Source organism: Vibrio sp. B181a (assembly GCF_030248375.1).
GTDB classification, from domain to species: domain Bacteria; phylum Pseudomonadota; class Gammaproteobacteria; order Enterobacterales; family Vibrionaceae; genus Vibrio; species Vibrio campbellii.
Genome location: NZ_JAHGAD010000028.1, coordinates 18455 through 43465, shown reverse-complemented (window position 1 = coordinate 43465; position 25011 = coordinate 18455). Strand labels below are relative to the sequence as shown.

26 protein-coding genes are annotated in these 25011 nt (G+C 45.7%); 10 read left to right on the top strand and 16 right to left on the bottom strand.

What is annotated here, in order from left to right:
- Positions 1-7: 7 nt before the first annotated feature.
- Both KIO97_RS14865 and phaC read left to right on the top strand, forming a co-directional pair.
- On the top strand, positions 8-355 hold the full coding sequence (locus KIO97_RS14865) for a phasin family protein (protein ID WP_005433494.1): 348 nt from the start codon (positions 8-10) through the stop codon (positions 353-355).
- 66 nt (positions 356-421) lie between these two features.
- A complete protein-coding gene (gene phaC / locus KIO97_RS14860) occupies positions 422-2197 on the top strand; it encodes a class I poly(R)-hydroxyalkanoic acid synthase (protein WP_045382034.1) in 1776 nt (591 codons plus the stop codon).
- Positions 2198-2449: 252 nt separating this feature from the next.
- Here the strand turns inward: phaC and KIO97_RS14855 are convergent, their stop codons facing one another.
- From KIO97_RS14855 to napF, 6 genes are all read right to left on the bottom strand, one after another.
- Entirely contained in the window at positions 2450-2584 is a 135-nt protein-coding gene (locus KIO97_RS14855; protein WP_005433365.1) for a TIGR02808 family protein, read from the bottom strand.
- Positions 2585-2599: 15 nt separating this feature from the next.
- The gene (locus tag KIO97_RS14850) at positions 2600-3178 is read right to left on the bottom strand and encodes a NapC/NirT family cytochrome c (protein WP_005433285.1); all 579 of its coding nucleotides are present in this window, start codon (positions 3176-3178) and stop codon (positions 2600-2602) included.
- 28 nt (positions 3179-3206) lie between these two features.
- Positions 3207-3662, bottom strand: a complete 456-nt coding sequence (locus KIO97_RS14845; protein ID WP_005537128.1) for a nitrate reductase cytochrome c-type subunit — start codon at positions 3660-3662, stop codon at positions 3207-3209.
- A gap of 76 nt (positions 3663-3738) precedes the next feature.
- Positions 3739-6228 (bottom strand): periplasmic nitrate reductase subunit alpha, encoded by a 2490-nt coding sequence (gene napA / locus KIO97_RS14840; protein WP_285383210.1) that lies wholly within the window; start codon positions 6226-6228, stop codon positions 3739-3741.
- Complete coding sequence (locus KIO97_RS14835) at positions 6225-6533, bottom strand: chaperone NapD (protein WP_005433349.1); 309 nt, start codon at positions 6531-6533, stop codon at positions 6225-6227. Before KIO97_RS14835 ends, napA begins: the two co-directional genes overlap by 4 nt.
- Positions 6534-6576: 43 nt before the next feature.
- Positions 6577-7062 carry a ferredoxin-type protein NapF gene (gene napF, locus KIO97_RS14830; protein WP_005433342.1) on the bottom strand — a complete coding sequence of 162 codons (486 nt, stop codon included), beginning with the start codon at positions 7060-7062 and terminating at the stop codon, positions 6577-6579.
- Between the two features lie 246 nt (positions 7063-7308).
- Here napF and narQ point away from each other — a divergent pair, with 246 nt between their 5' ends.
- Both narQ and KIO97_RS14820 read left to right on the top strand, forming a co-directional pair.
- Positions 7309-9045 carry a nitrate/nitrite two-component system sensor histidine kinase NarQ gene (gene narQ / locus KIO97_RS14825; protein WP_182052593.1) on the top strand — a complete coding sequence of 579 codons (1737 nt, stop codon included), beginning with the start codon at positions 7309-7311 and terminating at the stop codon, positions 9043-9045.
- Positions 9032-9664: a response regulator gene (locus KIO97_RS14820; RefSeq protein WP_005433412.1), complete on the top strand. Its 633-nt coding sequence runs from the start codon at positions 9032-9034 to the stop codon at positions 9662-9664. The genes narQ and KIO97_RS14820 overlap by 14 nt, the downstream gene beginning before the upstream one ends.
- Positions 9665-9725: 61 nt before the next feature.
- Here the strand turns inward: KIO97_RS14820 and KIO97_RS14815 are convergent, their stop codons facing one another.
- Positions 9726-9899 (bottom strand): hypothetical protein, encoded by a 174-nt coding sequence (locus KIO97_RS14815; RefSeq protein ID WP_010643585.1) that lies wholly within the window; start codon positions 9897-9899, stop codon positions 9726-9728.
- A 263-nt stretch (positions 9900-10162) separates the two neighbouring features.
- Here KIO97_RS14815 and KIO97_RS14810 point away from each other — a divergent pair, with 263 nt between their 5' ends.
- Positions 10163-11023 carry a DUF6279 family lipoprotein gene (locus KIO97_RS14810; RefSeq protein WP_182052592.1) on the top strand — a complete coding sequence of 287 codons (861 nt, stop codon included), beginning with the start codon at positions 10163-10165 and terminating at the stop codon, positions 11021-11023.
- 192 nt (positions 11024-11215) lie between these two features.
- Entirely contained in the window at positions 11216-12445 is a 1230-nt protein-coding gene (gene pepT, locus KIO97_RS14805; RefSeq protein ID WP_038889027.1) for a peptidase T, read from the top strand.
- Positions 12446-12569: 124 nt separating this feature from the next.
- Here pepT and KIO97_RS14800 read toward each other — a convergent pair whose 3' ends face one another.
- The gene (locus KIO97_RS14800) at positions 12570-13028 is read right to left on the bottom strand and encodes a dCMP deaminase family protein (protein ID WP_005433321.1); all 459 of its coding nucleotides are present in this window, start codon (positions 13026-13028) and stop codon (positions 12570-12572) included.
- Positions 13029-13377: 349 nt separating this feature from the next.
- On the opposite strand from KIO97_RS14800, the gene vmeY reads away from it, so the two are divergent.
- A complete protein-coding gene (gene vmeY / locus KIO97_RS14795) occupies positions 13378-14505 on the top strand; it encodes a multidrug efflux RND transporter periplasmic adaptor subunit VmeY (RefSeq protein ID WP_285383206.1) in 1128 nt (375 codons plus the stop codon).
- Between the two features lie 8 nt (positions 14506-14513).
- Complete coding sequence (gene vmeZ / locus KIO97_RS14790; RefSeq protein WP_182052591.1) at positions 14514-17666, top strand: multidrug efflux RND transporter permease subunit VmeZ; 3153 nt, start codon at positions 14514-14516, stop codon at positions 17664-17666.
- A 93-nt stretch (positions 17667-17759) separates the two neighbouring features.
- Here vmeZ and KIO97_RS14785 read toward each other — a convergent pair whose 3' ends face one another.
- On the bottom strand, positions 17760-19529 hold the full coding sequence (locus tag KIO97_RS14785; protein WP_182052590.1) for a methyl-accepting chemotaxis protein: 1770 nt from the start codon (positions 19527-19529) through the stop codon (positions 17760-17762).
- A 71-nt stretch (positions 19530-19600) separates the two neighbouring features.
- Positions 19601-20014 carry an alternative ribosome rescue aminoacyl-tRNA hydrolase ArfB gene (gene arfB, locus KIO97_RS14780; protein ID WP_005433335.1) on the bottom strand — a complete coding sequence of 138 codons (414 nt, stop codon included), beginning with the start codon at positions 20012-20014 and terminating at the stop codon, positions 19601-19603.
- Between the two features lie 76 nt (positions 20015-20090).
- On the opposite strand from arfB, the gene KIO97_RS14775 reads away from it, so the two are divergent.
- Positions 20091-20693, top strand: a complete 603-nt coding sequence (locus KIO97_RS14775; RefSeq protein ID WP_038889022.1) for a beta-phosphoglucomutase family hydrolase — start codon at positions 20091-20093, stop codon at positions 20691-20693.
- Positions 20694-20768: 75 nt separating this feature from the next.
- Here KIO97_RS14775 and KIO97_RS14770 read toward each other — a convergent pair whose 3' ends face one another.
- Positions 20769-21242 carry an FKBP-type peptidyl-prolyl cis-trans isomerase gene (locus KIO97_RS14770; protein ID WP_005433323.1) on the bottom strand — a complete coding sequence of 158 codons (474 nt, stop codon included), beginning with the start codon at positions 21240-21242 and terminating at the stop codon, positions 20769-20771.
- 14 nt (positions 21243-21256) lie between these two features.
- Positions 21257-21889: a thiol:disulfide interchange protein DsbA/DsbL gene (locus KIO97_RS14765; protein WP_182052589.1), complete on the bottom strand. Its 633-nt coding sequence runs from the start codon at positions 21887-21889 to the stop codon at positions 21257-21259.
- 349 nt (positions 21890-22238) lie between these two features.
- Between KIO97_RS14765 and KIO97_RS14760 the strand changes: the two genes are divergently transcribed.
- Entirely contained in the window at positions 22239-22862 is a 624-nt protein-coding gene (locus KIO97_RS14760) for an OmpA family protein (RefSeq protein WP_045373775.1), read from the top strand.
- A gap of 82 nt (positions 22863-22944) precedes the next feature.
- On the opposite strand, the gene KIO97_RS14755 is transcribed toward KIO97_RS14760, so the two are convergent.
- From KIO97_RS14755 to KIO97_RS14740, 4 genes are all read right to left on the bottom strand, one after another.
- Complete coding sequence (locus KIO97_RS14755; RefSeq protein ID WP_017819296.1) at positions 22945-23304, bottom strand: glutaredoxin; 360 nt, start codon at positions 23302-23304, stop codon at positions 22945-22947.
- A gap of 139 nt (positions 23305-23443) precedes the next feature.
- A complete protein-coding gene (locus tag KIO97_RS14750) occupies positions 23444-23986 on the bottom strand; it encodes a hypothetical protein (RefSeq protein WP_043883601.1) in 543 nt (180 codons plus the stop codon).
- Positions 23973-24518: a YaeQ family protein gene (locus KIO97_RS14745; protein ID WP_005433408.1), complete on the bottom strand. Its 546-nt coding sequence runs from the start codon at positions 24516-24518 to the stop codon at positions 23973-23975. The genes KIO97_RS14750 and KIO97_RS14745 overlap by 14 nt, the downstream gene beginning before the upstream one ends.
- A 74-nt stretch (positions 24519-24592) precedes the next feature.
- On the bottom strand, positions 24593-24802 hold the full coding sequence (locus KIO97_RS14740; protein ID WP_005433440.1) for a cold-shock protein: 210 nt from the start codon (positions 24800-24802) through the stop codon (positions 24593-24595).
- Positions 24803-25011 lie beyond the last annotated feature (209 nt).

Here is a 25011-nt window from a genome sequence, read left to right as displayed (position 1 = left end):
ATAAACCATGTACACTGATTTCTTCAAAACTTTTAGCGATCAAACTGAAAAGAATCTAGAACCATACTTGAAGTTCAACAAGCTAGTGACAAAGAACGTAGAGGTTCTTACTGAGCTACAATTGAACGCAATCCGTACATACAGCGAAGTTGGCCTAAATCAAATGAAAGCGGCGTCAGAAATCAAAGACGTGACTTCTTTAACCGCTTTCAACAGCCAACAACTTACCGTTCTTACTAAGCTTTCTCAGCAGATGATGGATGACAGCAACAAGCTGCAAGCTATCGCGAAAGAGTTCAAAGAAGACGTTGAGCAAATGACTTCGGAAAACCTAAAGACTGTTACTCCTGCGTAATATGTCCACTTATCGCCGCCCGCATTCTTGGGCGGCGTTGTTTTTTCCGAATATAGGAGTAAGACTATGTTTCAACACTTCTTTTCGGACTATCTTGTAAAACTTCAGGAAACCAATCAACAGTGGTGGCATGATTTCGAAGTGAACAAGGCAGTCGTGAATTCTCCTTTGAATAAGGCTATGCAAGAAGTGAACTTCGAGGATACTGCTAAACTGTTCGAACAAGCGGCGAACCAACCTGCTGCCATCTTGAAATTGCAAGCAGAGTGGTGGGAACAGCAGCTTCAAATTTGGCAGAATGTCGCTCTCGCAGGCAATCAAACACAGATTATTGAAGCAGAGAAGGGTGATAAGCGTTTCTCAAACGATGCTTGGCAGCAAGAAGCCATGTACAGCTTTATCAAACAATCTTATTTGTTATTTAGCAAAACCTACCTAGACACACTTGACTCAATCGAAGGGTTGGATGAGAAAACCAAAGAGCGTATTACCTTCTTCTCTCGTCAAGCCATCAACGCACTTTCCCCATCAAACTTCATTGCGACTAACCCTGAGCTGCTAAAACTCACTCTTGAGCAAAATGGTGAGAACCTCCTAACGGGTTTAGAGAAGTTAAAAGAAGATGTCGAGTCGAGTGCGGATATTCTCAAAGTGCGCATGACCAACAATAATGCGTTTCGTGTCGGTGATGACGTGGCAACGACTGCTGGCGATGTAGTTTTTCAAAACGAACTGTTTGAGTTGATTCAGTACCGTCCTTTGACAGAAAAAGTCAATGCGACGCCGTTGCTGATCGTTCCGCCTTTCATCAATAAATACTACATCCTTGACCTAACGGCGAAGAACTCCATGGTTCGTTGGCTATTAGAGCAAGGCCATAGCGTATTTATGATGTCGTGGCGAAACCCAGGTAAAGAGCAAGCTCACGTTGAGTTTGGTGACTACGTGACGGAAGGCGTCGCTAAAGCTGTGACTGCAATTGAAGACATCACAGGTCAAGAGCAAATCAACGCAGCGGGTTATTGCATCGGTGGTACGGTTCTGGCTAGCACGGTTGCGTACTATGCGGCGAAGCGTATGAAGAAGCGCATTAAGTCTGCAAGCTTCTTTACAACGTTACTCGATTTCTCTCAACCGGGTGAAGTTGGAGCGTACATCAACGACACGATTATTAGTGCCATTGAAACGCAGAATAATGCGAAAGGTTACATGGACGGTCGTTCTTTGAGTGTGACATTTAGCTTACTCCGCGAAAACAGTCTGTACTGGAACTACTATGTCGATAATTACTTGAAAGGTAATAGCCCGGTTGATTTTGATCTGCTTTACTGGAACAGCGACAGTACGAACGTGAGTGCCGCTTCTCATAACTTCTTATTGCGTGAACTCTATCTAGAGAACAAGCTAGTCCAAGACAAGGGCGTGAAGATCGGTGGCGTGTGGATCGACTTGAATAAGATTAAGATCCCAAGCTACTTTGTGTCGACCAAAGAAGACCATATCGCGTTGTGGCAGGGTACATATCGCGGCGCACTAAACACAGGTGGCAACAAGACCTTTGTTTTGGGTGAATCAGGGCACATTGCTGGTATCGTCAATCACCCTGCAAAAAACAAATACGGCTACTGGCTAAACGACAACCTTGATGACTCGGCAGATGAGTGGTTTAACAACGCGAATCATCAAGAAGGCTCTTGGTGGACGCATTGGCATCAATGGTTGTTGCAATTCAATCCAGAAGAGCAAGTTGAGCCTTTCCCTGTAGGTTCTGAGCAGAACCCTGTGATTGATGAAGCGCCTGGCCAATACGTAAAGCAAGTTTTGCCTATTAAAGAGTCCTAAACTGCTCCTCACAGCAGTCTCATTTGGCGGCCTACTATAATGGTCGCCTTTTTTGTTTCTAACGTTTCAGGGTAAAGCAGAGAAGGGTACAGTGATATTGTGCTTTAGGGTTTCTGAATGTGGGTCAGAAGAGGAGCTTTTAGAGCCTGTTAGTGACGAGGGTTGTTTAGGATACAATGAAAAAACGCCAAGTAAATGCTTGGCGTTTTCCGTCAACAAAATAGGCAAAAATGTCGACTGGTTTGAGGTGGTTTAGACCTCTTTATCCTTACCTAGTGAGAGTAGCCATAGAGAGATTGCTGCTACTCCGACAAAGCCGGAAAGAATAATGACTGGCATTGCACTGTATCCAAGGAAGTGCCAGATAAAGGATTCAAGATTACTCATTGTCTGTATTTCTCCTTATTGCCAGCCTTCAACGCCGTGCATGTCAGGCAGTTTATGTGCGATACCTTTGTGACAATCTACACAAGTTTTGTCGCCTGACGCCAACGCTGTAGAGTGCTGCGCTGAGGCACGTTTACCTTGCTGAGAGTAGTCCATGTAATCGAACTGGTGACAGTTGCGACATTCAAGAGAGTCGTTTTTCTTCATACGCGCCCACTCACGTTCGGCAAGGTGCTCACGACGTGCTTGGAACTTCTCTGGCGTATCGATGGTCTTCGTTACGAAGTGGGCAAACAGCTCTTTAGATGCTTGAACTTTACGAACTATTTTATCGGTCCATTCATGTGGTACGTGACAGTCTGAACAGATTGCACGAACACCAGAGCGGTTCGAGTAGTGGATCGTTTCTTGAATTTCAGCGACGATAGGAGCGTGACAGCCAGAACAGAACTCTTCTGTGTTGGTCGCTTCCATACCCGTGTTGAATGCGCCCCAAAACAGAAGACCACCAGCAAAGCCTAAGAACAAAACTACACCAGCGGCAGCTTTGCTTGGGCTCGACAGTCTCTTCCAAAACGCTTTAAGTATTTTCATAAGTAACCTCTTAGTACTCGCGTTTCAATTACTGAAGCGAATCGACTGCCTTAAACTCGTTTTCCACTAATGGTTTACCATCGGTTTGTGGAACGTGACATTGCAAACAGAAGTAACGACGTGGTGACATATCTGCCAATACCGCGTCTTCACGGTTAACGTAGTGCGTTACACTGATTTTGGTAGCGCCTGCGTCTTTAGCATTTTTCCAGCTGTGACATGCTAGACATTTGTTTGCGTTCAAAGACACTTCGTAGTTACGGATGCTATGTGGGATCAGTGGCGGCTGATATACATAGCTGTCTGCAACGATTTGGTCTTTTGGAAAGTCTTTAAAATCATCTGCAGGACGCGTGTCTTCAAGTTGCGCGCTGCCACGTAGCGAGTCGAGACCGCCTGTGCCGCCTGGGTTATCCAGTTCTGCTTGTGCAACGCCTGTCAATAAAGCACCTACAGATAAAAGTGCGATAAGGTATTTTTTCATCATTTCATCTCCGCCTTATGGCTTAAATTCTTTTTAGGCCGCCGAGTAGACGGCCCTTGCATTCGTTATTTGACGGTTAAGCAACTTTCGTGATTTTGACTGGACACTTCTTAAAGTCTGTCTGTTTAGACAGAGGGTCAGTCGCATCAAGAATCAACTTGTTAATCAAAATACGGGCATCAAAGAACGGTACGAATACCAAGCCTTCAGGTGGACGGTTGCGGCCGCGAGTTTCAACGCGAACGCGAACTTCACCACGTTTGTTTGCAATCAGAACTTCTTCACCACGGCGTACGTTGCGTTTCTTCGCATCAGCAGGGTGCATGTAAACCACCGCGTCAGGAACCGCTTTGTAAAGCTCTGGTACACGACGAGTCATAGTACCAGTGTGCCAGTGCTCAAGAACACGGCCAGTACATAGCCATAGGTCAAACTCTTCGTTTGGCACTTCTGGTGGCGCTTCGTATGGTGCAGAGATGATCTTCGCTTTACCGTCAGCATTGCCGTAGAAGTCCCAACCTGATCCCGCTTTCGCGTACGGGTCAGAGCCTTCTTTAAAGCGCCATTGTGTTTCTTTGCCATCCACAACCGGCCAACGTAGACCACGCACTGTGTGGTAAACATCGTATGGTGCCAAATCGTGACCGTGACCACGACCAAACGTCGCGTACTCTTCGAACAGACCTTTCTGTACGTAGTAGCCGAAGTGGTGAGCGTCATCGTTCATCTCACGCGCTTCTTCGATAGGGAACTTGTCGACTTGACCGTTTTTGAACAGCATGTCGTACATAGTCTTGCCGCGGTACTCTGGTGCTTTTGCAAGTAGCTCTTCTGGCCACACTTCTTCCATCTTGAAGCGTTTCGAGAATTCCATTACCTGCCATAGGTCAGATTTTGCATCACCGATGGTCTCTACTTGTTGATACCAAGCTTGAGTACGACGCTCTGCGTTACCGTAAGCACCCTCTTTCTCAATCCACATTGCGGTCGGAAGAACAAGGTCAGCCGCCTGCGCGGTTGCTGTTGGGTATGGGTCTGAAACCACGATGAAATTGTCTGGATTACGGTAACCCGGAAGACGCTCAGAGTTAATGTTCGGACCTGCTTGCATGTTGTTGTTACATTGAACCCAGTAACAGTTCAGAACGCCGTCATGCAACATACGGTCTTGAAGTACCGCGTGGAAGCCCGGTTTCGGTGGGATAGTACCTTCTGGTAGCTTCCAGATGTCTTCTGCGATCTTACGGTGTTTAGGGTTAGCAACCACCATGTCAGCTGGTAGACGGTGAGCAAATGTACCAACCTCACGAGCCGTACCACATGCTGATGGCTGACCTGTTAGTGAGAATGGGCTGTTACCCGGAGTCGCAATCTTACCGGTTAGTAGGTGGATGTTGTAAACCAAGTTGTTCATCCATACACCACGAGTATGTTGGTTCATACCCATCGTCCATAGAGACATTACTTTAGTGTTAGGATCCGCGTATTGCTTCGCAAGCTCGATTAGTTTTTCTTTCTCTACACCAGAGATTTCAGATGCTTTCTCTACTGTGTATGGTGCAACTGACTTCTTGTACTCTTCGAAAGAGATAGAAGTTAGCTTTCCAGAGTTCGGGTTCTTCGCTGCTTTTTGTAGCGGATCATCGTCACGTAGACCGTAGCCGATGTCAGTATCTGCTTGAGTGAAGTTCGTGTGCTTGTTCACGAAGTCCCAGTTTACTGCATCGTTTTCGATGATGTAGTTTGCGATGAAGTTAGCAATCGCAAGGTCAGACTGAGGATTGAAAATGTAGCCGTGGTCTGCCAACTCAAATGAACGGTGGTAGTAAGTAGAAAGCACGTTCACTTTAACGTGAGGGTGGCTTAGACGACGGTCAGTAATACGAGTCCAAAGAACTGGGTGCATTTCTGCCATGTTTGAACCCCAAAGAACGAAGGCATCTGCGTTCTCGAAGTCATCGTAACAGCCCATTGGTTCGTCGATACCAAATGCACGCATGAAGCCTACTACCGCAGACGCCATACAGTGGCGTGCGTTCGGGTCGATGTTGTTTGAACGGAAGCCTGCTTTCATCATTTTGGCAGCGGCATAACCTTCCATTACTGTCCATTGACCAGAACCAAACATACCGATGCTTGTTGGACCTTTCTTCTCTAGAGAGGCTTTCCATTTTTCAGCCATGATGTCGAAAGCGGTATCCCAAGATACAGGAGCGAAGTCGCCGTCTTTGCTGTATTTGCCGTCTTTCATACGTAGAAGAGGCTGAGTTAGGCGGTCTTGACCGTACATGATCTTAGAAAGGAAGTAACCTTTGATACAGTTAAGGCCTTTGTTTACTGGTGCTTCAGGGTCACCCTGAGTTGCTACCACTTTGCCGTTTTGTGTACCAACAAGAACAGAACAGCCTGTACCACAGAAACGACAAGGCGCTTTGTCCCATGTGATTTTGGTTTGATCAGAGCTTGCAATCAGGTTGGTTGCAGAAGCTGGTAGTGTAATACCTGCGACAGCAGCAGCTGATGCAGCCGCGTTTGCTTTCACAAACGCACGTCTTGTCATTTTCATACTTCACCCTCGATTTGGGAATGTTGTGTTCCAGTGTCTTTTTCTTCCGTTTCTTCAAGCCCAGTTTCGATTTGGTGATAAACCAGTACTGTGCTCAAGACATTCGGTAAATTATTAATCGCATCGATAGTGTCGGTGATGAAACCTTGGTTCTCAGTTTCTAGCACCACCACGATTTTGCCTTCTGGACTGTCACCGTAGATCTCTGCGTTTTCGTACGCTTCAATCTGGGTTTTCACTTCAGCCAGATGTTCAGGCAGAACATGGACTACCAGACTCGAAATGTGCACTTCGTTTAGTGACATACATCTCTCTCGTTTTATCGCCTTTCGTGCCGACCACTGACGGCTAGGCTGTTATATTGCTCACATTGATGGATGAAGTTGGGCACACTGAGACACAGGCGCCGCAGCCATTACACTCATCAAGGTCTAAATTTGGTTGTGCTACTTTGCCAAGCTCTAACTTGAACTGAATTGCCATCGGGTCGCACATGTCCCCACAGCTTCGGCATTCGACATTTTGTTTTGCTAAACAGCTATCATTGATGCTTGCTTTTGCCTGCCAAGGCTGTTCCGCTTCCGCTAAAAACAGCGGCTCTGGGCAAGCCTCGGCGCATTGGTAACAAAAGGTGCATTCATCAATAGAAAAATCGACAGCGGGAAACCCACCGTCGCTTTTTGTTATAATTTTAGTTTCGCACGCCTCGATGCATTTACCGCAACGAGTGCAATCGTCTGTGAATTGAGTTGGCTTAGCTAACCAAGGAAGACGTACCGAATTGTCCGGTTGCGTTTTACGTGCAAAAAGTCTTCTTCTAGAAAGGTCTACCACTTAGTCACCTCGGAAATTGAAACCCAAACTAAGCATAGTCCACAATTTCATTAATAAACTGTCATTTAAGTACATGAAATTGTAGTTTTTGACATATATGTATAAATACCTCTTAGGAGGTAATTGGGATGCTATATTGTTTTAGATCAATAAATTCCGACGCAGGTGATCACATATTGATAAAGTTGAAAGATAATGCGTGTTGTATAAAGGCAAACATGGTTATCAAACGAGCGGAGTTCAGAGTTGTTTAAAAATGTGAAAAAGTCAGTAACACGCACAATCGCATCTGCCATGATGTTGATTTTGCTTCTTTCAGTGGCGACAACTGGCTTTGCTATTTTCACTCTTGCGTCGAGCCTTAATGATGCAGAAGCGGTAAACGTAGCGGGCTCAATGCGAATGCAGAGCTATCGTTTAGCTCATGATATTCAAAGTGAATCTGTTGACTATTCTTCACATATTGACTTATTTGAGCAGTCAATTTACTCACATTCAATGCTGGCGCTTCAACATTGGTCAGTGCCAGAAGATATTACAAAAGACTACTACCGACTGATTCTTCGTTGGCATGAACTGAAATCGGTACTTAAGAGCCAAGACAGGGACCAATATCTGATCTTAGTCGCTGGTTTTGTTCAACAAATTGATGCCTTCGTATTTAAGCTACAGAACTATTCAGAACAAAAACTGATCAACTTAGCTTGGATTGGTGGGTTAGGGCTTGGCGGCATACTGTGTGTGAGTATGTTCGTTGTGCACTTTGTTCGGCTAGAAGTCGTCAGGCCGCTTCGTGCGCTGGTGTTTGCTAGTGAGCAAATTCAGAATCGCTCGTTTAACGTTTCGCTCAATGTTTCAAGTGATAACGAAATGGGCATTTTGACCAGAACTTTCAATAGGATGGCGAACGATCTTGGTAAGCTCTATCGAGGTTTGGAGCAAGCGGTGGACGAGAAAACACGTAAGCTGCAACACGCAAACCAATCGCTTAGAGTATTGTATGATTCGTCGAAAGAGTTGACTGCTTCTCGCATCCATCAAGAAAATTTCCAAGCGATTTTACAACATATTGCAAGTTTGGAAGGAATTCGTGCTGTTAAGCTCGAAATAGACCAAATAGGGGAACCAAACTGGATACTTACTGAAGGGGAGGAGTGTCGTCATGAATGTGACAGTGAATGTCACACCAAAACACTAACGCTAGATGGCGTACACCTTGGGTATCTACATTGGAAAGCGGGCCTACCGTGCCCGAATGAGTCTCTTATTGATAACTTTGTTCAAATCTTATCTCGTGCGGTATATTACAACCGAGCACAAAGACAAGCAGAACAGCTACTGCTAATGGAAGAGCGCGCTACTATCGCGCGTGAGTTACATGATTCATTGGCTCAAGCTCTGTCTTATTTGAAGATTCAAGTATCGCTGCTTAAAAGAAGCGTGAAGAATATTCCAGACGAGAAAGCAATTGCTCAGACCAATCAAGTGATTGCTGAATTGGATACTGGATTATCGGCGGCATACACCCAGTTAAGAGAGCTTTTGACGACATTCCGCTTAACGATAAAAGAAGGCAGCTTTGGTCAGGCGCTGCAGGAGATGGTTTCGATGCTTGATGATCAAACAGCAGCGAATATCTCACTTAATAATGAGCTTTCTTCAACAGAATTAGATGCGCACCAACAGGTCCATCTACTACAGTTGATTAGAGAAGCGACGATAAATGCAATCAAGCATGCTCAAGCAAACAATATCGAGATTCAATGTCTTGATTCTGATGGGAAAGTCACAGTGACGGTTGCCGATGATGGTATAGGCTTTGAGCAGCAAGACGAAAAATTAAATCATTACGGTATGAGCATCATGCAAGAGCGAGCAACAAGATTGCATGCAGATTTGCAAATTGAAGCTGCAACGAACAGCGGCTGTATCGTAAGACTAGAATTCCAACATAGTAAGGAAGTAAACATTGACAGTGTGTAAAGTAATGCTGGTGGATGATCACCCACTCATGAGGCGTGGTATTCATCAGCTTCTCAGTTTCGAGCCAGAGTTTGAAGTGGTTGCAGAGGCAAGCAGCGGCGCAGATGCGGTTGCTACAGCTCACGAACTAGAACTGGATTTGGTACTTCTTGATCTGAACATGAAAGGCATGTCAGGCCTAGATACGCTGAAAGCGCTGCGCGCAGACGGTTGTGAAGCTCGTATCGTGATCCTGACGGTATCGGATAGCCCTGCCGACATCGAAGCCATTGTGCGAAGTGGAGCTGATGGTTACCTGTTAAAGGATACTGAGCCAGATGAATTGGTTGAATTGCTGAAACAAGCGCACGAAGGGGATAAGGCATACAGCCAAGCGGTAGCTAAATACCTTAATGAGCGAGAAGGGCAAGAAGACGTGTTCGATACGCTGACCGACCGTGAAACGCAGATCTTGCAGGAGGTCGCACGTGGCTTCCGAAACAAGCAGATCGCCGACCGTCTGTTCATCTCTGAATCGACTGTTAAAGTGCACATGAAGAGCTTACTCAAGAAGCTAAAAGTGCCTTCTCGTACAGCAGCAACCGTGCTTTACCTAGAGCGATTTGGTGAAATTAAATAACCTTTAAGCGCCCACTCTAAAAACGCCAGATACAAAAAACCGCCCGAGTTAGGGCGGTTTTTCATTTGTCTGGGCGAATTGAGTACAGGTCACTGTTGTGTTTGCCGCACTCCAAATAGTAATGATGTGCCGCGCGTTTATCTTCCGCGACGACATTCATACTGTGGATTTTCCCCTCTTCGAAGTAACGAATTTCGTACTCTACACTCGTATCAAGTTGCTCAGCAGCAGCCATGCTACGCCTCCATAAACTATCCAGTTGTTATTGATGCAACTTATATGCCATTTAAAGAACGCTGTATCGTTCAAGATTTGGCCTAAAATTGCGCCCTAACTCACTTTTTTGCGAATAGTTGTGATAAAAAAGTTAATTTCAAACTCTATATACTACAAGAGTGGCAATGTCACTTTGCCGGACTGACGAAAGTTTGCCGCAATAATAAGTGATTTAGATTGAGTATAGAACTTAATCAATAAAAAAGGGAATATGGATCGGTGATGAAATTAAAAAGTTTATCTAATAAAGCGGTTCGATATGGATGCATCTTGATATCTATTTTGGTGTTAGCCGGGTGTGCTAAAAAATTTCTATACAGTAATCTTGATTGGGTAGTGATTGAATATTTAGATGACTATGTCTCCCTAGATGGAGAACAAGAGGCGTTGCTGGAAGAGCGTATATTATTATTAGCGGATTGGCATAAAGAAGAGGAATTACCTTTATATATCGATCACTTAAAACAATTAGAAGCGCTTAATAAAGACAGCGTTACGTTGGGCGCCTTGCAATCGAACCGAGAGCAAATGCGCGACCACTATCAACGTTTGGTTTCCAAAGCGGCACCAGACCTGTTTTCACTGAGTATGCAGCTCGACAGCAAACAAGAAATCGAGTTTATCGATAGTATCAAAGAACGTTACAAAGAGCGGGATGAAAAATACGCAGGTAAAACGGAACAAGAGCTGCGAGAAGTTGTCTTAGAGAATACTGAAGAGTGGATGGAAGAATGGCTTGGTAAATTATCAAGACAACAAAAAGCACGCGCCAAACAGCTTTCTCAAGATGTGATCATAAATAGTCCACTATGGCGTGACTATCGCTCTTCTATAATTCAAGAACTCGAATACCTTTTCGAAAATAAAAGTAACAGCGTGGTTTACCAGCAGGTATTCATGAAACTCTTATTTGAGCCAGAAAGTTATTATAGTGATCAACTAACCAAGAATATTGATCATAATATTGCACTAACGGATCAATTCACCCTAGATATTTCCCAAACAATGAGTGATAAACAGTGGCGACACTTCCACGGGAAAGTCCGTGAATGGCGAGAGCTTGCTGAAGACTTATTGAATTAATTCTCTATAAAACAACCTCTTAATGTGAGTGCTGATGGAGCCTGTCAGCACTTTCTAATGAAAAACTGATTCAAAGCAAATTCTTATTGTGGCATGAGCGTAACATGACTTGTCGAACCATGTTGGATAGGATCCTCGCACACCTTACATCCCTGTGCGTGGCATCCTTCGCTCAAAACAATGAGAATAATTATGAAGCATTTAGTTGAAAGATTTCTTCGCTACGTCACGTTCGATACTCAATCTAATCCCCATGAATCAGCTTGTCCAAGTAGCAGCGGACAACTGGTGTTTGCACAGTTGCTTAAAAAAGAAATGATAGAGCTTGGCTTAAGCAATGTGACATTAAGTGATAACGGCTACCTAATGGCAAAACTGCCATCGAACGTTGATTATGATGTGCCTGCTATTGGCTTTATCGCGCACATGGATACCGCCCCTGATGCTTCAGGTAAGAACGTAAACCCACAGTTTATTGAAGACTACCAAGGTGGCGATATCGCACTTGGTCTAGGTGATGAAGTGCTTTCTCCGGTGCAGTATCCTGATTTGCACGAGCTTCATGGCCACAACCTTATTACCACAGATGGCACAACGCTTCTTGGCGCTGACAACAAAGCAGGCATTGCTGAGATTCTTTCTGCGGTCGCTATGCTGATTGAAAATCCAGACATCCCACACGGTGATATTTGTATTGGCTTCACGCCAGATGAAGAGATCGGTCGTGGCGCTGACTTGTTTGATGTTGAGAAGTTCGGCGCGGAATGGGCGTACACCATTGATGGTGGCCCTCAAGGCGAGCTGGAATACGAAAACTTCAATGCAACCAGTGCGGATGTCATTTTCCATGGCGTGAGTGTTCATCCAGGCACTGCGAAAGGCAAACTGGTTAATGCGATGAACTTGGCGGCTAAATTCCAAGTGCAGATGCCAGAAGATCAAACGCCAGAAACCACAGAAGGCTACGAAGGTTTCTTCCACCTAAAATCTGGTGAACTTGGTGTGGCTCGTAGTGAGTTAGGCTACATCATTCGTGACTTTGACCGTGAAGGTCTGGAAAATCGCAAAGCCTTTATGCAGAAGCTAGTCGATGATATGAACGCAGGCTTGAAGCACGGTTCGGTTGAGTTGAAGCTCACTGACAGCTATTACAACATGCGTGAAATGGTTGAACCATATCCACATATTATCGATTTGGCGAAACAAGCGATGGAAGTGTGCGATGTTGAGCCTCTTATTAAGCCAATTCGTGGTGGTACAGACGGTGCCCGTTTGTCGTTCATGGGCTTGCCTTGTCCGAACATCTTCACTGGTGGCTACAACTTCCACGGTATCCATGAGTTTATCTCCGTAGAGATGATGGAGAAGTCTGTTCAAGTGATCGTTAAGATTGCTGAGCTAACGGCCAAGAAGCACGGTTAATCGTGCCAATTAATTAATCTCACCAAAGAGATAAACAAAAGCCCAGACATGTGTCTGGGCTTTTTGGTTGGTTTTGGCAAATGTTTAGAGTGTCTGAACATTTACACAAAAGCTGAGTAACGTCTTAACGAACGCTTTTCTCTTCGATCTCGTTGATTGGTAGCCAGTTTACTTCCACACCCGCTTGGTCGAACATGTCTTGGCTCACTTGAATCTTGTCGCCCCAGCGAGATAAGAAATCTTCAGATTGTTCAGGGCAGCTTACACGTGCAATCCCTGTTTGAATGATTTTTGCTGCGCAGTTCGGGCAAGGGAAGTGGGTTACCCAAATATCACAACCATCTAAGTCACGCTTCGAAAACAAAATTGCGTTCTCTTCTGCGTGAAGCGTTTTTAGATATTTCAGTTCGCGTTCATCTGTATCAACGCTGTCAGATACGCCGTGTGGGTAGCCGTTAAAGCCAACAGAAACAATGCGGTTATTTTTGGTGATTACCGCGCCAACTTGTGTGGATGGATCTTTACTCCATGACGCAACAAGTTCAGCCATCTGGTAGAACCGTTTCTCCCATTTAGAAATCATACTCATCCTCTCGGTCGAAAGCTTTGAATTGTCTGCATGATAACGCATTCAGTTTAAAAAAATAGTCAAAACACTCGCGGTAATTATGAAGTTTCGATTTTTACGTGAAGCTGATGAATTATTGTCTAATTTATCGGTATGTTTTCACCACAACATCACAGTGATTTTCAGCGTGATTCGTGTACATGATCGCAACAATTTTATCCTGCTGATCACCATGTTTGCGAGTCGTTTCATCGGCTTACACTTTGATACACTTTCCCCGGTTTCTCTTGAAGTTTTCGGACAAAGCACCCTGTAAGGTTAGGGTATTGTCAAACGAACCCTGTTCTATAAAGACGGTATATACATGCAAAAGAAACCACTCGTCGCACTAATGGCGGCAACAGCTATCCTCGCGGGATGCGGAGAAGCAAGCAATGCCCAGAAGGGGGCGCCAGCTCCTCTTGTTGTGACTCAGGATGTCACAATTATCGACTACCAACCGAGCAAGTCTTACATCGGTCGCATTGAAGCAGTAGAAGATACGAATATCACGGCACAAGTCTCCGGCTATCTTGAAGCCCGCCATTTCGACGAAGGTCAGATGGTGGAGAAAGGGCAGTTGTTGTACTCCATTGAGCCTTCATCTTTTGAAGCGCAAGTGGCGAGTGCAAAAGCGGCGCTAGCTCAAGCAAAAGCGGCGCTTAAAAAAGCAGAACTCGACCACCAACGTGGTAAAAACTTGTTGCCACGTGGCAGTATTTCCCAATCTGAGTTCGATGCGTTGACGGCGACGTTGCTGGGTGCTCGTGCAGAGCTAGAGGCGGCAAACGCTCAGCTTAAGCTTGCGGAAGTAAACCTTTCTTACACCCAAATTCGAGCCCCATTCAGCGGCCGCATCAGTGACAGCAAAGTAAGTACGGGTGATCTGCTTTCACCATCTTCTGGCATTTTGACCACATTAGTCAGCCTAGACCCAGTGCATACGTCATTCAGTGTAAGTGAGCGTGAGCGTTTAAATCTTGGTATGGATGGTATTAAAGGCGACGGTAGTGCAGAGTCGAGTGGTGTTGAGGTTCAGCTTGAACTGGAAAACGGCGAGTACTTTGAGCATCTAGGTCAATTGGACTTCTTGGGTAACCGTATTAACACGCAGACTGGTACGATCGCGATGCGTGCGGTGGTGCCAAACCCGGATCAGAAGCTACTTCCTGGTCAGCACATTAAAGTAAATCTTCGCGATAAGAATGCGAAAGACGTTATCGTGATTCCTCGACGCGCAGTGCAAACGGACCTAGAAGGTGACTTTGTCATGGTGATGGCTGAAGGTAATGTTGCGGAGCGCCGTAACGTTGAAGTTGGTGCTCAAGTCGAGCAAGGTATCATCATCAAAGACGGTCTGGACAAGGACGATACAGTGATTACACAAGGTCTACAACGTGTACGTAACGGTGTAGAAGTGCGCATTCAATCACCTGCTGAAGACAAACAGTAGGAGGCGCCATGTTAAGTCGTTTCTTTATTCAAAGACCGAAATTCGCACTGGTTATTTCGATCATCTTGACGTTGGCAGGTGCCATCTCATTAGCGATTTTGCCCGTTGCAGAATATCCTAAAATCAGTCCACCATCGGTGAGCGTGACAGCATTCTACACGGGTGCAAGTGCTGAGGTTGTGGAGCAGGCGATAGCCGACCCAATAGAAACCTCCGTGAACGGCGTTGAAAACATGATTTACATGTCTTCAAAGAGTGCTAACGATGGTTCTTACAGCCTAAACGTCACCTTCGATGTGGGTACTGACCCAGATATGGCACAGGTTAACGTGCAAAACCGTGTATCGCAGATTGAGTCAAAACTGCCTCAAGAAGTGCGCATGGTAGGCGTAACGGTGAAAAAGCGCTCTCCTGACTTGTTGATGGTTCTTAACTTCTACTCACCAGACGGTAAGTATGACGACAAGTTTCTTATCAACTACATCAACCTGAACGTAAAAGACCAGCTGGCGCGTGTTAAGGGCATCAGTGAAGTTAACGTTATCGGTGGTGGTGAATACGCAATGCGTGTTTGGTTAGACCCAGAAAAAATGGCTAACCTGAATCTCACAACAACCGATGTGTACTCGGCACTGGCAGAGCAGAACGTACAAGTGGCGGCAGGTCGTATCGGTGCTGCGCCGTACAACAACCCTCAAGAAGTTCAATTCAACTTGGTGACCAAAGGCCGTCTCGAGAGCGTGAGCGAGTTTGAGGATGTAGTACTTCGTGCAAACCCAGATGGTTCTACGGTATACCTAAAAGACGTCGCTCGAGTTGAGCTTGGCAAGAAGTTCTATGACGGTAACGGTAAGTTCCGTGGTCAAGATGCGTCGATCGTTGCTCTGTCACTGCAGTCAGACGCAAACGCACTGGAAAGTGGTCAAGCAGTTATGGATTTGCTTGAGCGCTTAAGCACGAACTTCCCTGAAGGCATGGCTTACGAAACCAGTTATGACACAACCGTGTTCGTTGCTGAGTCGATCAAGGGTGTAGTGAAAACGCTGATTGAAGCGATCTTGTTGGTAATTGCAGTTACTTACCTGTTCCTTGGTAGTGCGCGCGCAACCTTAATTCCTGTTGTTGCGATTCCAGTATCCCTTATCGGTACATTCGCTATCATGCAGGCGACGGGCTTTACCATTAACACGGTAACCTTGTTCGGTTTGATCCTCGCCATCGGTATCGTGGTAGATGACGCGATTCTAGTTATCGAAAATGTCGATACCACCATGGCGAAAGACCCAACCATTTCACCGCGTAGAGCGACTTTGCTGGCGATGAAAGAAGTAACGGGGCCAATCATTACCTCGACCTTGGTTCTATTGGCGGTATTCCTACCAGTAGCCATGCTACCCGGTATTACCGGCATCATGTACCGTCAGTTCGCACTGACGATCTGTATCTCGGTAGTGATCTCGTCTATTAACGCACTAACGCTGTCTCCTGCACTTTGTTCGCTGGTATTGAAGCAGGGTGGTGGCAACACGGCAAACTGGTTCCAAGCGTTCAACCGTGGTCTAGAGCGTGTAACAGCACGCTACGGTCAGATCGCTGGCTTCTTGGTTAAGAAGTCTATGTTGCTGATTGCTTTCTTCTTCGTCGCGGTTGCCGCAGTAACGTTCTTTGCGAAAACAACGTCTACGGCGTTTGTACCTCAAGAAGATAAAGGTATTTTGTTGGTGAACGTGCAGCTTCCAGATTCTGCGTCACTTTCTCGTACCGAAGAAGTGACCAATGAACTGATGAAGATGGTTGAGCAAGAGCCGGGTGTTGATGGCGTGACGGTTGCCAATGGTTACTCATTCATGACAGGCGCCGCAGCATCAAACGGTGCGTCTCTGTTCATCAAACTGCATGATTGGGACACGCGTAACTCGCTTGACGGTGAACACGCTGCTAACGCTATTGCAAACCGTATCAACGGTCGTGCTGCAATGGAACTTCCTCAAGCGGTGGTATTTGCCATGGGGCCTCCGGCAGTTCCGGGTATGGGCGCAGCTTCTGGCTTTGAATTTGTACTGGAAGACACGCTAGGTCGTAGCCGCACGGATTTGTCGATGGTAATGGGGGAAATGATTCAGGCTGCTAACCAAGCGCCAGAAATCGCGTACACCTTCAGTACCTTCCGTGCAAACGTACCGCATTACTATGTCGACATCGACCGCGAGAAAGCACAACAGTTAGGTATTCCACTGTCGTCAATCTTCCAAACATTGCAAGGTAACCTTGGCTCGCTATACGTGAACGACTTCACCATGTTTGGTAAGAACTTCCGTGTGACCATGCAAGCAGACAGCGAACACCGCAGCAGCATGGAAGATCTTGAGCGTTTCCACGTTCGTTCTTCGAGCGGCGATATGGTGCCACTGAGTACATTAGTGAGCTACGAGCAGGTGTTTGAGCCGGATGTCGCATGGCGTTATAACATGTACCGTAGTGCCATCATTCAAGGTCAACCTGCACCGGGTTATTCAAGTGGTGACGCGATTGCAGCTATGGAACGTGTCGCGGCTGAAGTTCTGCCACAAGGTTACACTTACGAGTGGACGGGTATGGCTTACCAAGAAGTATTAGCAGGTAACCAAGCGATTTACGCGTTCGCATTGGCGTTGATCTTTATCTACTTGTTCATGGTGGCGCAGTACGAGAGTTGGAGTATTCCTCTAGCGATCATCCTAGTGGTGCCAGTGGCAACGTTAGGTTCCTTCCTTGCATTGAACTTAACCGGAACGCCGCTTAACTTGTATGCTCAGATAGGTCTCGTCCTGCTCATAGCGCTCGCGGCGAAGAACGCAATCCTAATTGTGGAATTCGCCAAGCAAGAGCGTGAAGAAAAAGATGTGGATATCGATAGTGCCGCGGTGCAAGGTGGTAAGCTTCGTTTCCGTGCTGTGAACATGACGTCTTGGTCGTTCATATTGGGTATCTTCCCGTTGATCTTCGCTGCTGGTGCGGGTCACGTGAGTCAGAACTCATTGGGTATTTCCCTAATTGGCGGTCTGTTATGTGTGCTTCTAGCGGGTACCTTCCTGATACCTGGCTTCTATGCTCTGGTTCAGAGAAAGCGTGAAAAGATCCACGGCGGCAGCACTAAGCTTGTTCCTCTAGATGACGAATAAGCGCTAAGTTACCTTAAATAGAAAAGCCCGAAGCATGAGAGTGCTTCGGGCTTTTTGTTGGTATTAATTTAAATCTGAATATGCGAACTTGGCTTACGCGCTACGGGTTTTAAATTCCGCGACTGCATCGTCCATGTCATGGGCTTGAGCAGAGACAGAATCGACTTCATGTAGACATTCTTGTGCGGATTGCATGTTGTTTTCAGAAATCACGTTCAGCTCAGTAATCGAGTCGCTGACTTGATTCATCACGATGCCTTGCTCTTCGATAGCAGAAGCGATGCGTTCAGAGTTACCTTGAATTGCATGCATGTCTGCGATGATCTGCTGAAGGCTTGAATCGAGTTTCTCAGATGCTTGAAGAGTTTGCTGACCTTGTTCGTTACACTGATCGATATCTGATACCACCATCGACATTTGCGATTGAATGTCTGATACCACGCGAGTGATTTCTTCTGTCGATTGATGAGTACGGCTGGCTAGTGCGCGTACTTCATCCGCTACGACGGCAAAGCCACGACCTTGCTCGCCCGCACGCGCTGCTTCAATGGCTGCGTTTAGTGCGAGTAGGTTGGTTTGTTCTGCAATGTCTTGGATGATGTTCACTGCACCGCCAATCTTTGCAACGTGCTCGTTAAGCGATCCGATTGACTGCTGACTATTCGAAAGAATACCGGTTAATTGACCGACATTCGTTACTGTGGTTTCAACAACGCTACGACCTTGTTCCGCATTGTTTGCAGCTTGGTGAACGCCTTCTACTGCTACAGAGGTACTTTCCGAGATTTCACCAATAGTGGCGACCATTTGCTGAACTGCAGTTGCCATTGATGAAGTATGATCGGCTTGAGCGTGGAATTGCTCCATCACGCCCTCAAGCTCACGATGCATATTATCGGTGCTTGCTGATAGCTGTGCTGACTTCTCTTGCGTGCCGTGAATCAAGTGCTCAAGTTTATCCAACAGATCGTTTAAGTGATGGCTGATGTCCGCCAATTCATCTTTGCCTGCTAACTCTGAACGCAAGCCCATATTGTTGCTTTCGCTGATATTTTTGATCGTCGCAAGTAGGCTGCTAACACGGGTATTGATTGAGCGTGAAATTTGCAGAATCAAGGCGAAGATAACAACGAAGACGACGGCAGTGATGACTTGTTTCACCATGGTGTTTTGCGCATCACGAGCTTCTGCCGCTTGGCTCAACGCAGATGAGAAGGTCTTAAATTGCTCTTCAACTGCGTGTGATAAGGCACGAGTGTCACCCAGTAAACCTTTGTTGTATACCACTCCAATTGTTTGCTTCTGCGTAGCAAGTTGGCGCGCATTCTCGATTAATGAAGGAACATACAAACCTTGCAACAGACCTTCGTCCATTTGCCCGGCTTTGACGCCTTGTGCGAACTTGGTTAACGCCATCAGTTGCTGGTGGTTTGCATTCTGTTCAGCTTCCAACAACGCCTGTTCAAAGCTTGCCAATAGACCGCTGTCGGCATTTAAACCATAGCGCTCGTAAGCGGAAACCAAATTCTGGAACCCTTTTTGATAGGCAAGTAAGTCTTGTTTAAATTGGAGGCTAGAAGGGAGGTCATAACGGTTTAGGATGCCAGACAATTCTTGTTCGGTCCCGACAAATTTATCGACGTTTCCATTGAATTTGTCGAGGTATTTGATGTTGCTGCGTAACAAGAAGTCTTTTTCATTGCGACGTAGGTTAAGGAGACGAATTTCGAGATCGCCAACCAATTTAATCGCGTGATTGAGCTCTTGGCTTTGGTTCGCGAAGTGTGACGAGGTACCCAATAGGGTCACAATACCTAAAATGGCAATTACTCCAAGGGAGTAGAGCTTGTGCCTTATAGTCATAGAGTTTGTCCTGAATAGTTGACTAAAGTAAGGAACCCAACAAGGCTCCCAATGGCTAGCTCTGACGTTTGTTAGTACAGCACTTTCTGGCGTTGCTGTTTTTTTGTCGCTTGCTTGTTTTTACTATCAAGTCTGCGACGTTGCGAAGCGCGAGTTGGTTTGGTTTTAATACGCTTCTTTTCTTGTCGGCTTGCAGATTGTATTAACGCTTGTAATCGATTTAGTGCGTCTTCTTTGTTCTGCTCTTGTGTCCGAAACTGTTGCGCTTTAATGATGATCACGCCATCTTTGGATATCCGACTGTCTGAAAGGGCGAGAAGTCGCTCTTTATAGAATTCCGGCAATGTGGAATGACGTACGTCAAAGCGCAAATGTATCGCGGACGATACCTTATTAACGTTCTGCCCACCATTTCCTTGAGCCCGGATAGGCAATAATTGGATTTCCCAATCTTGAATTGTGACGGAGTTCGAAATTTTGAGCATGATAACTAAATGCCAATAAGGAATGGGATGATGGCTGATAAATTACCATCAGAGATGTACAAATAGAAGAATTGACATGAACACAATAGATTTAAGCCCCTATAAAGGGTTAATTTTCGACATGGACGGCACCTTGATTGATACCATGCCCGCGCATTTGGCGGCGTGGCAAGCAACGGCGGATCGTTTCGACTTCCCTTTCAACCAAGAGTGGTTACACAGCTTAGGTGGCATGCCAAGCTTCAAAATTGTTGGCGAAGTAAATCGTCAGCATGGTTTGTCTCTCGATCCAAAAACCGTTTCTCGCTTCAAAATGGACACGTTTGCTGAGATGGAGCAACACGGGGAAATCATCTCATGCACTAATACCGTTTTGGATGAGCATCTTGGCAACAAGAAGATTGCCGTGGGCACAGGTAGCCAGCGCGATAGCGCACTGCGTCTACTAGCAAAAGCAGGCATCCTGAAAAAGCTGAATGCGGTGGTTACGGCTACTGACGTTGAAAACCATAAACCATTCCCAGACACGTTTCTTATGGCTGCAGAACAACTTGGTTTGAGCGCACAAGATTGTGTGGTGTTTGAAGATACCGAGTTAGGCAAGAAAGCTGCGCACGCCGCGGGTATGGATTGTGTGATGGTAGAAGAGAATAAGTTAGTGTTTTATCCGAAAGCGTAATACTTCGGGCCAGAAAATTATACCCAATAAAAAAACGCCGCAATTGATGCGGCGTTTTTTTGTTTTTGCTGAGGATTATTGGATGTCCAATAGCTCCACGTCAAAGATCAGCACGCTTGCTGGTGGGATAGGGCCAGTACCATTTTTACCGTAGCCAAGTGTGCTTGGTACGAATAGGCGAATCTTCTCACCGACAACCATGTACTGCAGGCCTTCTTGCCAGCCTTTGATTACTTGGTTTAGACCGAACGTGATTGGCTCGCCGCGCTCTACAGAGCTATCGAAAACCGTACCGTCGATCAGTGTGCCATGGTAGTGCACTTTCACTTTGCTATTTGCAGCTGGGTGAACGTCACCAGTACCTTTTTCAAGTACAAGGTATTGCAGACCGCTCTCAGTGGTAATCACGCCTTCTTTCTTGCTATTTTCTAGCAGAAATTCTTGACCCTTCGAAAAGTTTTCGTCTGCCACTTTGTGGTTCGTCCAAGTGCGGTAGATAAAGAATGCCGCTAGGACAAAAATAATAAGAGGAAACAGAAATTTAGACACAATAGCTCCTTGTCTTATTTTGGTTGTTTTAGCAGATAGTTGATGGTGTCTGCCATTGCTTCAACGGTTTCATGACCACCTGTGATCACTTGGTACTTACCATTTACGATGAAGGCAGGCACTGAGTTGATTTGACCACGAGTCGTGATCAGCTCTGCTGTAGTGATGTATTCAAACAGTTTTGCTTGTTGAGCATCGTCTAGTTGATAAGGGCTCACTAGATTACGAGACTCGAATGCTTTCTCTACCGCTGCTTGACGCTCATCAGCAGTCGCTTCTGCTCCCATTTGAACCGCCGCGAATAGCTCTTCCATAAACGCTTTGTCAGGCGTACCGTTCACCTGCATTGCTGCTGTGTAGAAAATGATTGCGCTGATTTGTGCACTCTCATTGAAGGTTACGTGCATTTTCTCGACTTTTTGTTCTGTCAAAGATTCGATTTTTGGCACAAATTGTTCCATGGTACGGCAGTGACCACAGTTCAGAGAAAACACCTCAGTAACAGGAGCCAGGTTGTACTCTGCAAGAGAGACTGGCAACACTTCGTATTGCTTGCCTTGTTGTGGCTGACTATTGCCGTTATCACAAGCCGTTAGGGCAAATACTGCGGCAAAAAGTGCTGCACCTTTAGAAATAGTTTTAAACATGGGTAAAGCTCTAAATAGTAGAATTATTGCTAGTTTATCGGTTAACGGTATCGACGAAAACCATTAATACGGCTTGTTAAACTAAAGTGAGACAATCGAAGAAAGTTTAGACAAAACAGAGCAATGACGCAGAAAATAAAGGTGCTGATGCTTGAAAAAGACGAATCTCGTCCACTTCAAAGGAGAGTAGTCATTCACCGAAAGCCGCAGAATTGGAAAAATGAAGGTGCATATTGGATCTTTGGCACGATAGGTGCTTGCTAAATGAAGATAAATAGCAATGGGCACTAAAGTTTGGGCAATTTAAGCCGACACAGTGAACAAGAATTCATTCTACGTTGGTAACGGTATGAAGCATTGGTTTTTAGTTGCATGTGGTTTCTTAGCCGGATGCACCAGCATTAATTCAGATATGGTTCCGGGCGGCAACATGTTAGACACCGCTCCTCGCACTAATTCAGAGCTTAGACATCCAGAGTGGGGTTATGCAAAGTCATACTCTTCTGCGCCTCGTTATGTCGCTCAGGTACCGAGCTCAATGGAAAAAAAGTCACAGGGCGTGATGTCATTGGAGATGTTCTTAAATAGACATCAGATCGCCCATGAAACCATCAGTGGCGAACATCTTATGATACGTTTGAAGGAGCAAGTTCATTTTCAAACAGGCTCTGCAAGGTTATCGGCGCAATCTCAAGACTGGATACAGAGCCTTGGGCATTATCTTGCCGGACGCACTGACGTCGATGTGGTGATTGATGGCCATGCGGACAGCACGGGGGCGGCGAGCTTCAATGATTCGTTGTCTGAGAAACGTGCGCGTGAAGTTGAAAAGCAGCTACTTGCGACTAGCTTGCCACGCCAAAGAGTGTTCTCTCGAGGCTTTGGTGAATACGTACCGCAGTGTAGTAACGCAACGGCGAGTGGTAAAGCATGTAATCGTCGAGTGGAGCTGATGCTGATTGTCGATCAATAACCACCATTTTAAGCCATTGAGATAAAAGAAAAGAGGCACCGTTTGGTGCCTCTTTTACATCCGCCAATGTTCTTAGGGGGAACTAGGCAAATTCTTTTTCAATGTAAGCGACAATGTCTGAAGATTCGTAAAGCCATTGCGTTTCGCCATCTTTTTCAATGCGAAGGCAAGGAACTTTCACGCGACCGCCACCTTGCTCTAGTGCTTCACGGTGTACTGGGTCATTTTTCGCATCACGCAACTCAATGTTTACAGATTGACGCTTCATAGCACGACGAACTTTTACGCAGAAAGGACAAGCTTCAAATTGGTAAAGTGCGTAGTTCTTCGCTTTGTCATCAACGCTTTTCTGTGCCTCTGCTGAGCGTTTTACGCCGCGAGGTGAGAATACTGCGTTGAGAAGTAGAATGATTTTTCCCAAAATCCAGCGGATAAACTTCATAATGATCCCTTGATGTTCAGTGGGTGAGTGTCCTTGGCTTTCATGCAACAACCGACGTGACGAAATCGTTTAACGAAAAGAGCCGATGCATGAGAGGGCGTAGTCTATCAGGTGTTTGGTTTTGACAAAACCATGTTTTTTATGAGGAAAAAAGACGTTTTACCCAACCAAAGAGTCCACTTGCTTTTGCAGGGTTCGCTTCTTTACCGAGATAAAAGCTTTGCATCAGGTCTGTACGGAATGCATCTAAGTCCATACGTTTGATCACCAGCTCATGCTGCAAGGTATTTTGCGTTTGCTCTGCGTGATCATGAGCAAGGCTGAAATCCATATTCAGGTAGCCTTGAGTGTATAGCCATAAGTGCGTGACCAATACTAAGTCTTCGGCAGACTGGTTAGTGAACTTCTCAGCATGCTCTTCGCCCAACGTATCACTGAATACTTGCTGCATTTTGTGAGTGGATGTGGCGTGCTGCTCATACAGCGCACTGGCTTCGATGTGAGACTTAGTCAAAAGCCCGAGTAAATGCAGCGCAGGGGCTGTGTCAGGCTTGTTTTCACATACTCTAATGAACAATGGGGCTTGTTCTTTTACCCAGCGTCGCCTTGCTGCTTTATGCTCGTCAACGAAGGGAATGTTTTTGAACCCCATTTCTTGGATCAGTTCATTAAGAGGCGTCATTACTTTGCAATTCCTTCACCGTCACTTCGACGTGTTGTTCGTTAATATCAACGAAAATAGAGGTGCCGGTAATCATAACAGATAGGCTAGTGCCACGGTCAAGGTGCTGTGAAATCAAATCGATAGCATCGTAATCTAGGCTTGCCACGTCGACAGGAAGCATGCCAAATTTGCCAGCCATCTTGTCCCACCAAACTGACGCTTTGGTGTTGTAGGTGTAGACTTTTACATTCTTAGCCAAACGGGTCGCTTTCTTGATGCGATCTGGCTCTGGCTCACCAATCTCAATCCAATGTGTGATGGATTGATCGTCCTCAACACGCCACAAGTCCGGCTCTTCTGTTGTAGAGAGACCTTTAGTGAACTCGAGATCATCCTGTGCATTCAAGCAGAACGCGAAAATACGAGCCAGCATACGCTGTGGCTTTTCAGAGGGATGAAGGGCGATAGTCAGGTTTTTTGAATCGTAGTAATCGTTGTTCATATCGGAGATAGCGATACGAAACTTGTAAATTGTTGGTTTTAGAGCCATAGGAAGTATCAATAAATGAAGGGCAAAAAAATAGCCAGCTAAAAGCTGGCTATCATATCAAAATCTTAAAAGGATTAAACTAGAGTGATTTTCTCAGCTTGTGGACCTTTTTGACCTTGAGTGATTTCGAATTCTACTTTCTGACCTTCAACAAGCGTACGGAAGCCGTCACCTTGGATTGCAGAGAAGTGAGCGAAAACGTCAGGACCGTTTTCTTGTTGGATGAAACCGAAGCCTTTAGTTTCGTTGAACCACTTAACTGTACCAGTAGCTTTGTTAGACATGTCTATTTCCTAAATATCTAATTTTGTGTAAATCTCGCCTAATCGGCGCTTATAGCGTGGAAAAATAAATTGCTATTGCGTACCACAGGACGGGGGAGTTACGAGTAATCCAACGAAATGTGAAAACAAAGAACTTTCTTTCTAGCCGTGTTCGAGTCTAGGTTAATTACGGGTATAGTCAACATATATCGACCTCTCAAGGGCAAATA

Coding starts and splice junctions, on each gene's coding strand:
- pepT (WP_038889027.1), top strand. CDS start 11,216: ATGAAGCATTTAGTTGAAAGATTTCTTCGCTACGTCACGTTCGATACT.
- KIO97_RS14760 (WP_045373775.1), top strand. CDS start 22,239: ATGAAGCATTGGTTTTTAGTTGCATGTGGTTTCTTAGCCGGATGCACC.
- KIO97_RS14850 (WP_005433285.1), bottom strand. CDS start 3,178: ATGAAAATACTTAAAGCGTTTTGGAAGAGACTGTCGAGCCCAAGCAAA.
- KIO97_RS14855 (WP_005433365.1), bottom strand. CDS start 2,584: ATGAGTAATCTTGAATCCTTTATCTGGCACTTCCTTGGATACAGTGCA.
- KIO97_RS14785 (WP_182052590.1), bottom strand. CDS start 19,529: ATGACTATAAGGCACAAGCTCTACTCCCTTGGAGTAATTGCCATTTTA.
- KIO97_RS14815 (WP_010643585.1), bottom strand. CDS start 9,899: ATGGCTGCTGCTGAGCAACTTGATACGAGTGTAGAGTACGAAATTCGT.
- KIO97_RS14740 (WP_005433440.1), bottom strand. CDS start 24,802: ATGTCTAACAAAGCTACTGGTACAGTTAAGTGGTTCAACGAAACTAAA.
- KIO97_RS14750 (WP_043883601.1), bottom strand. CDS start 23,986: ATGACGCCTCTTAATGAACTGATCCAAGAAATGGGGTTCAAAAACATT.
- KIO97_RS14835 (WP_005433349.1), bottom strand. CDS start 6,533: ATGTCACTAAACGAAGTGCACATTTCGAGTCTGGTAGTCCATGTTCTG.
- vmeY (WP_285383206.1), top strand. CDS start 13,378: ATGCAAAAGAAACCACTCGTCGCACTAATGGCGGCAACAGCTATCCTC.
- vmeZ (WP_182052591.1), top strand. CDS start 14,514: ATGTTAAGTCGTTTCTTTATTCAAAGACCGAAATTCGCACTGGTTATT.
- KIO97_RS14800 (WP_005433321.1), bottom strand. CDS start 13,028: ATGATTTCTAAATGGGAGAAACGGTTCTACCAGATGGCTGAACTTGTT.
- phaC (WP_045382034.1), top strand. CDS start 422: ATGTTTCAACACTTCTTTTCGGACTATCTTGTAAAACTTCAGGAAACC.
- KIO97_RS14810 (WP_182052592.1), top strand. CDS start 10,163: ATGAAATTAAAAAGTTTATCTAATAAAGCGGTTCGATATGGATGCATC.
- KIO97_RS14865 (WP_005433494.1), top strand. CDS start 8: ATGTACACTGATTTCTTCAAAACTTTTAGCGATCAAACTGAAAAGAAT.
- napA (WP_285383210.1), bottom strand. CDS start 6,228: ATGAAAATGACAAGACGTGCGTTTGTGAAAGCAAACGCGGCTGCATCA.
- KIO97_RS14755 (WP_017819296.1), bottom strand. CDS start 23,304: ATGAAGTTTATCCGCTGGATTTTGGGAAAAATCATTCTACTTCTCAAC.
- arfB (WP_005433335.1), bottom strand. CDS start 20,014: ATGCTCAAAATTTCGAACTCCGTCACAATTCAAGATTGGGAAATCCAA.
- KIO97_RS14845 (WP_005537128.1), bottom strand. CDS start 3,662: ATGAAAAAATACCTTATCGCACTTTTATCTGTAGGTGCTTTATTGACA.
- KIO97_RS14775 (WP_038889022.1), top strand. CDS start 20,091: ATGAACACAATAGATTTAAGCCCCTATAAAGGGTTAATTTTCGACATG.
- KIO97_RS14745 (WP_005433408.1), bottom strand. CDS start 24,518: ATGGCTCTAAAACCAACAATTTACAAGTTTCGTATCGCTATCTCCGAT.
- KIO97_RS14765 (WP_182052589.1), bottom strand. CDS start 21,889: ATGTTTAAAACTATTTCTAAAGGTGCAGCACTTTTTGCCGCAGTATTT.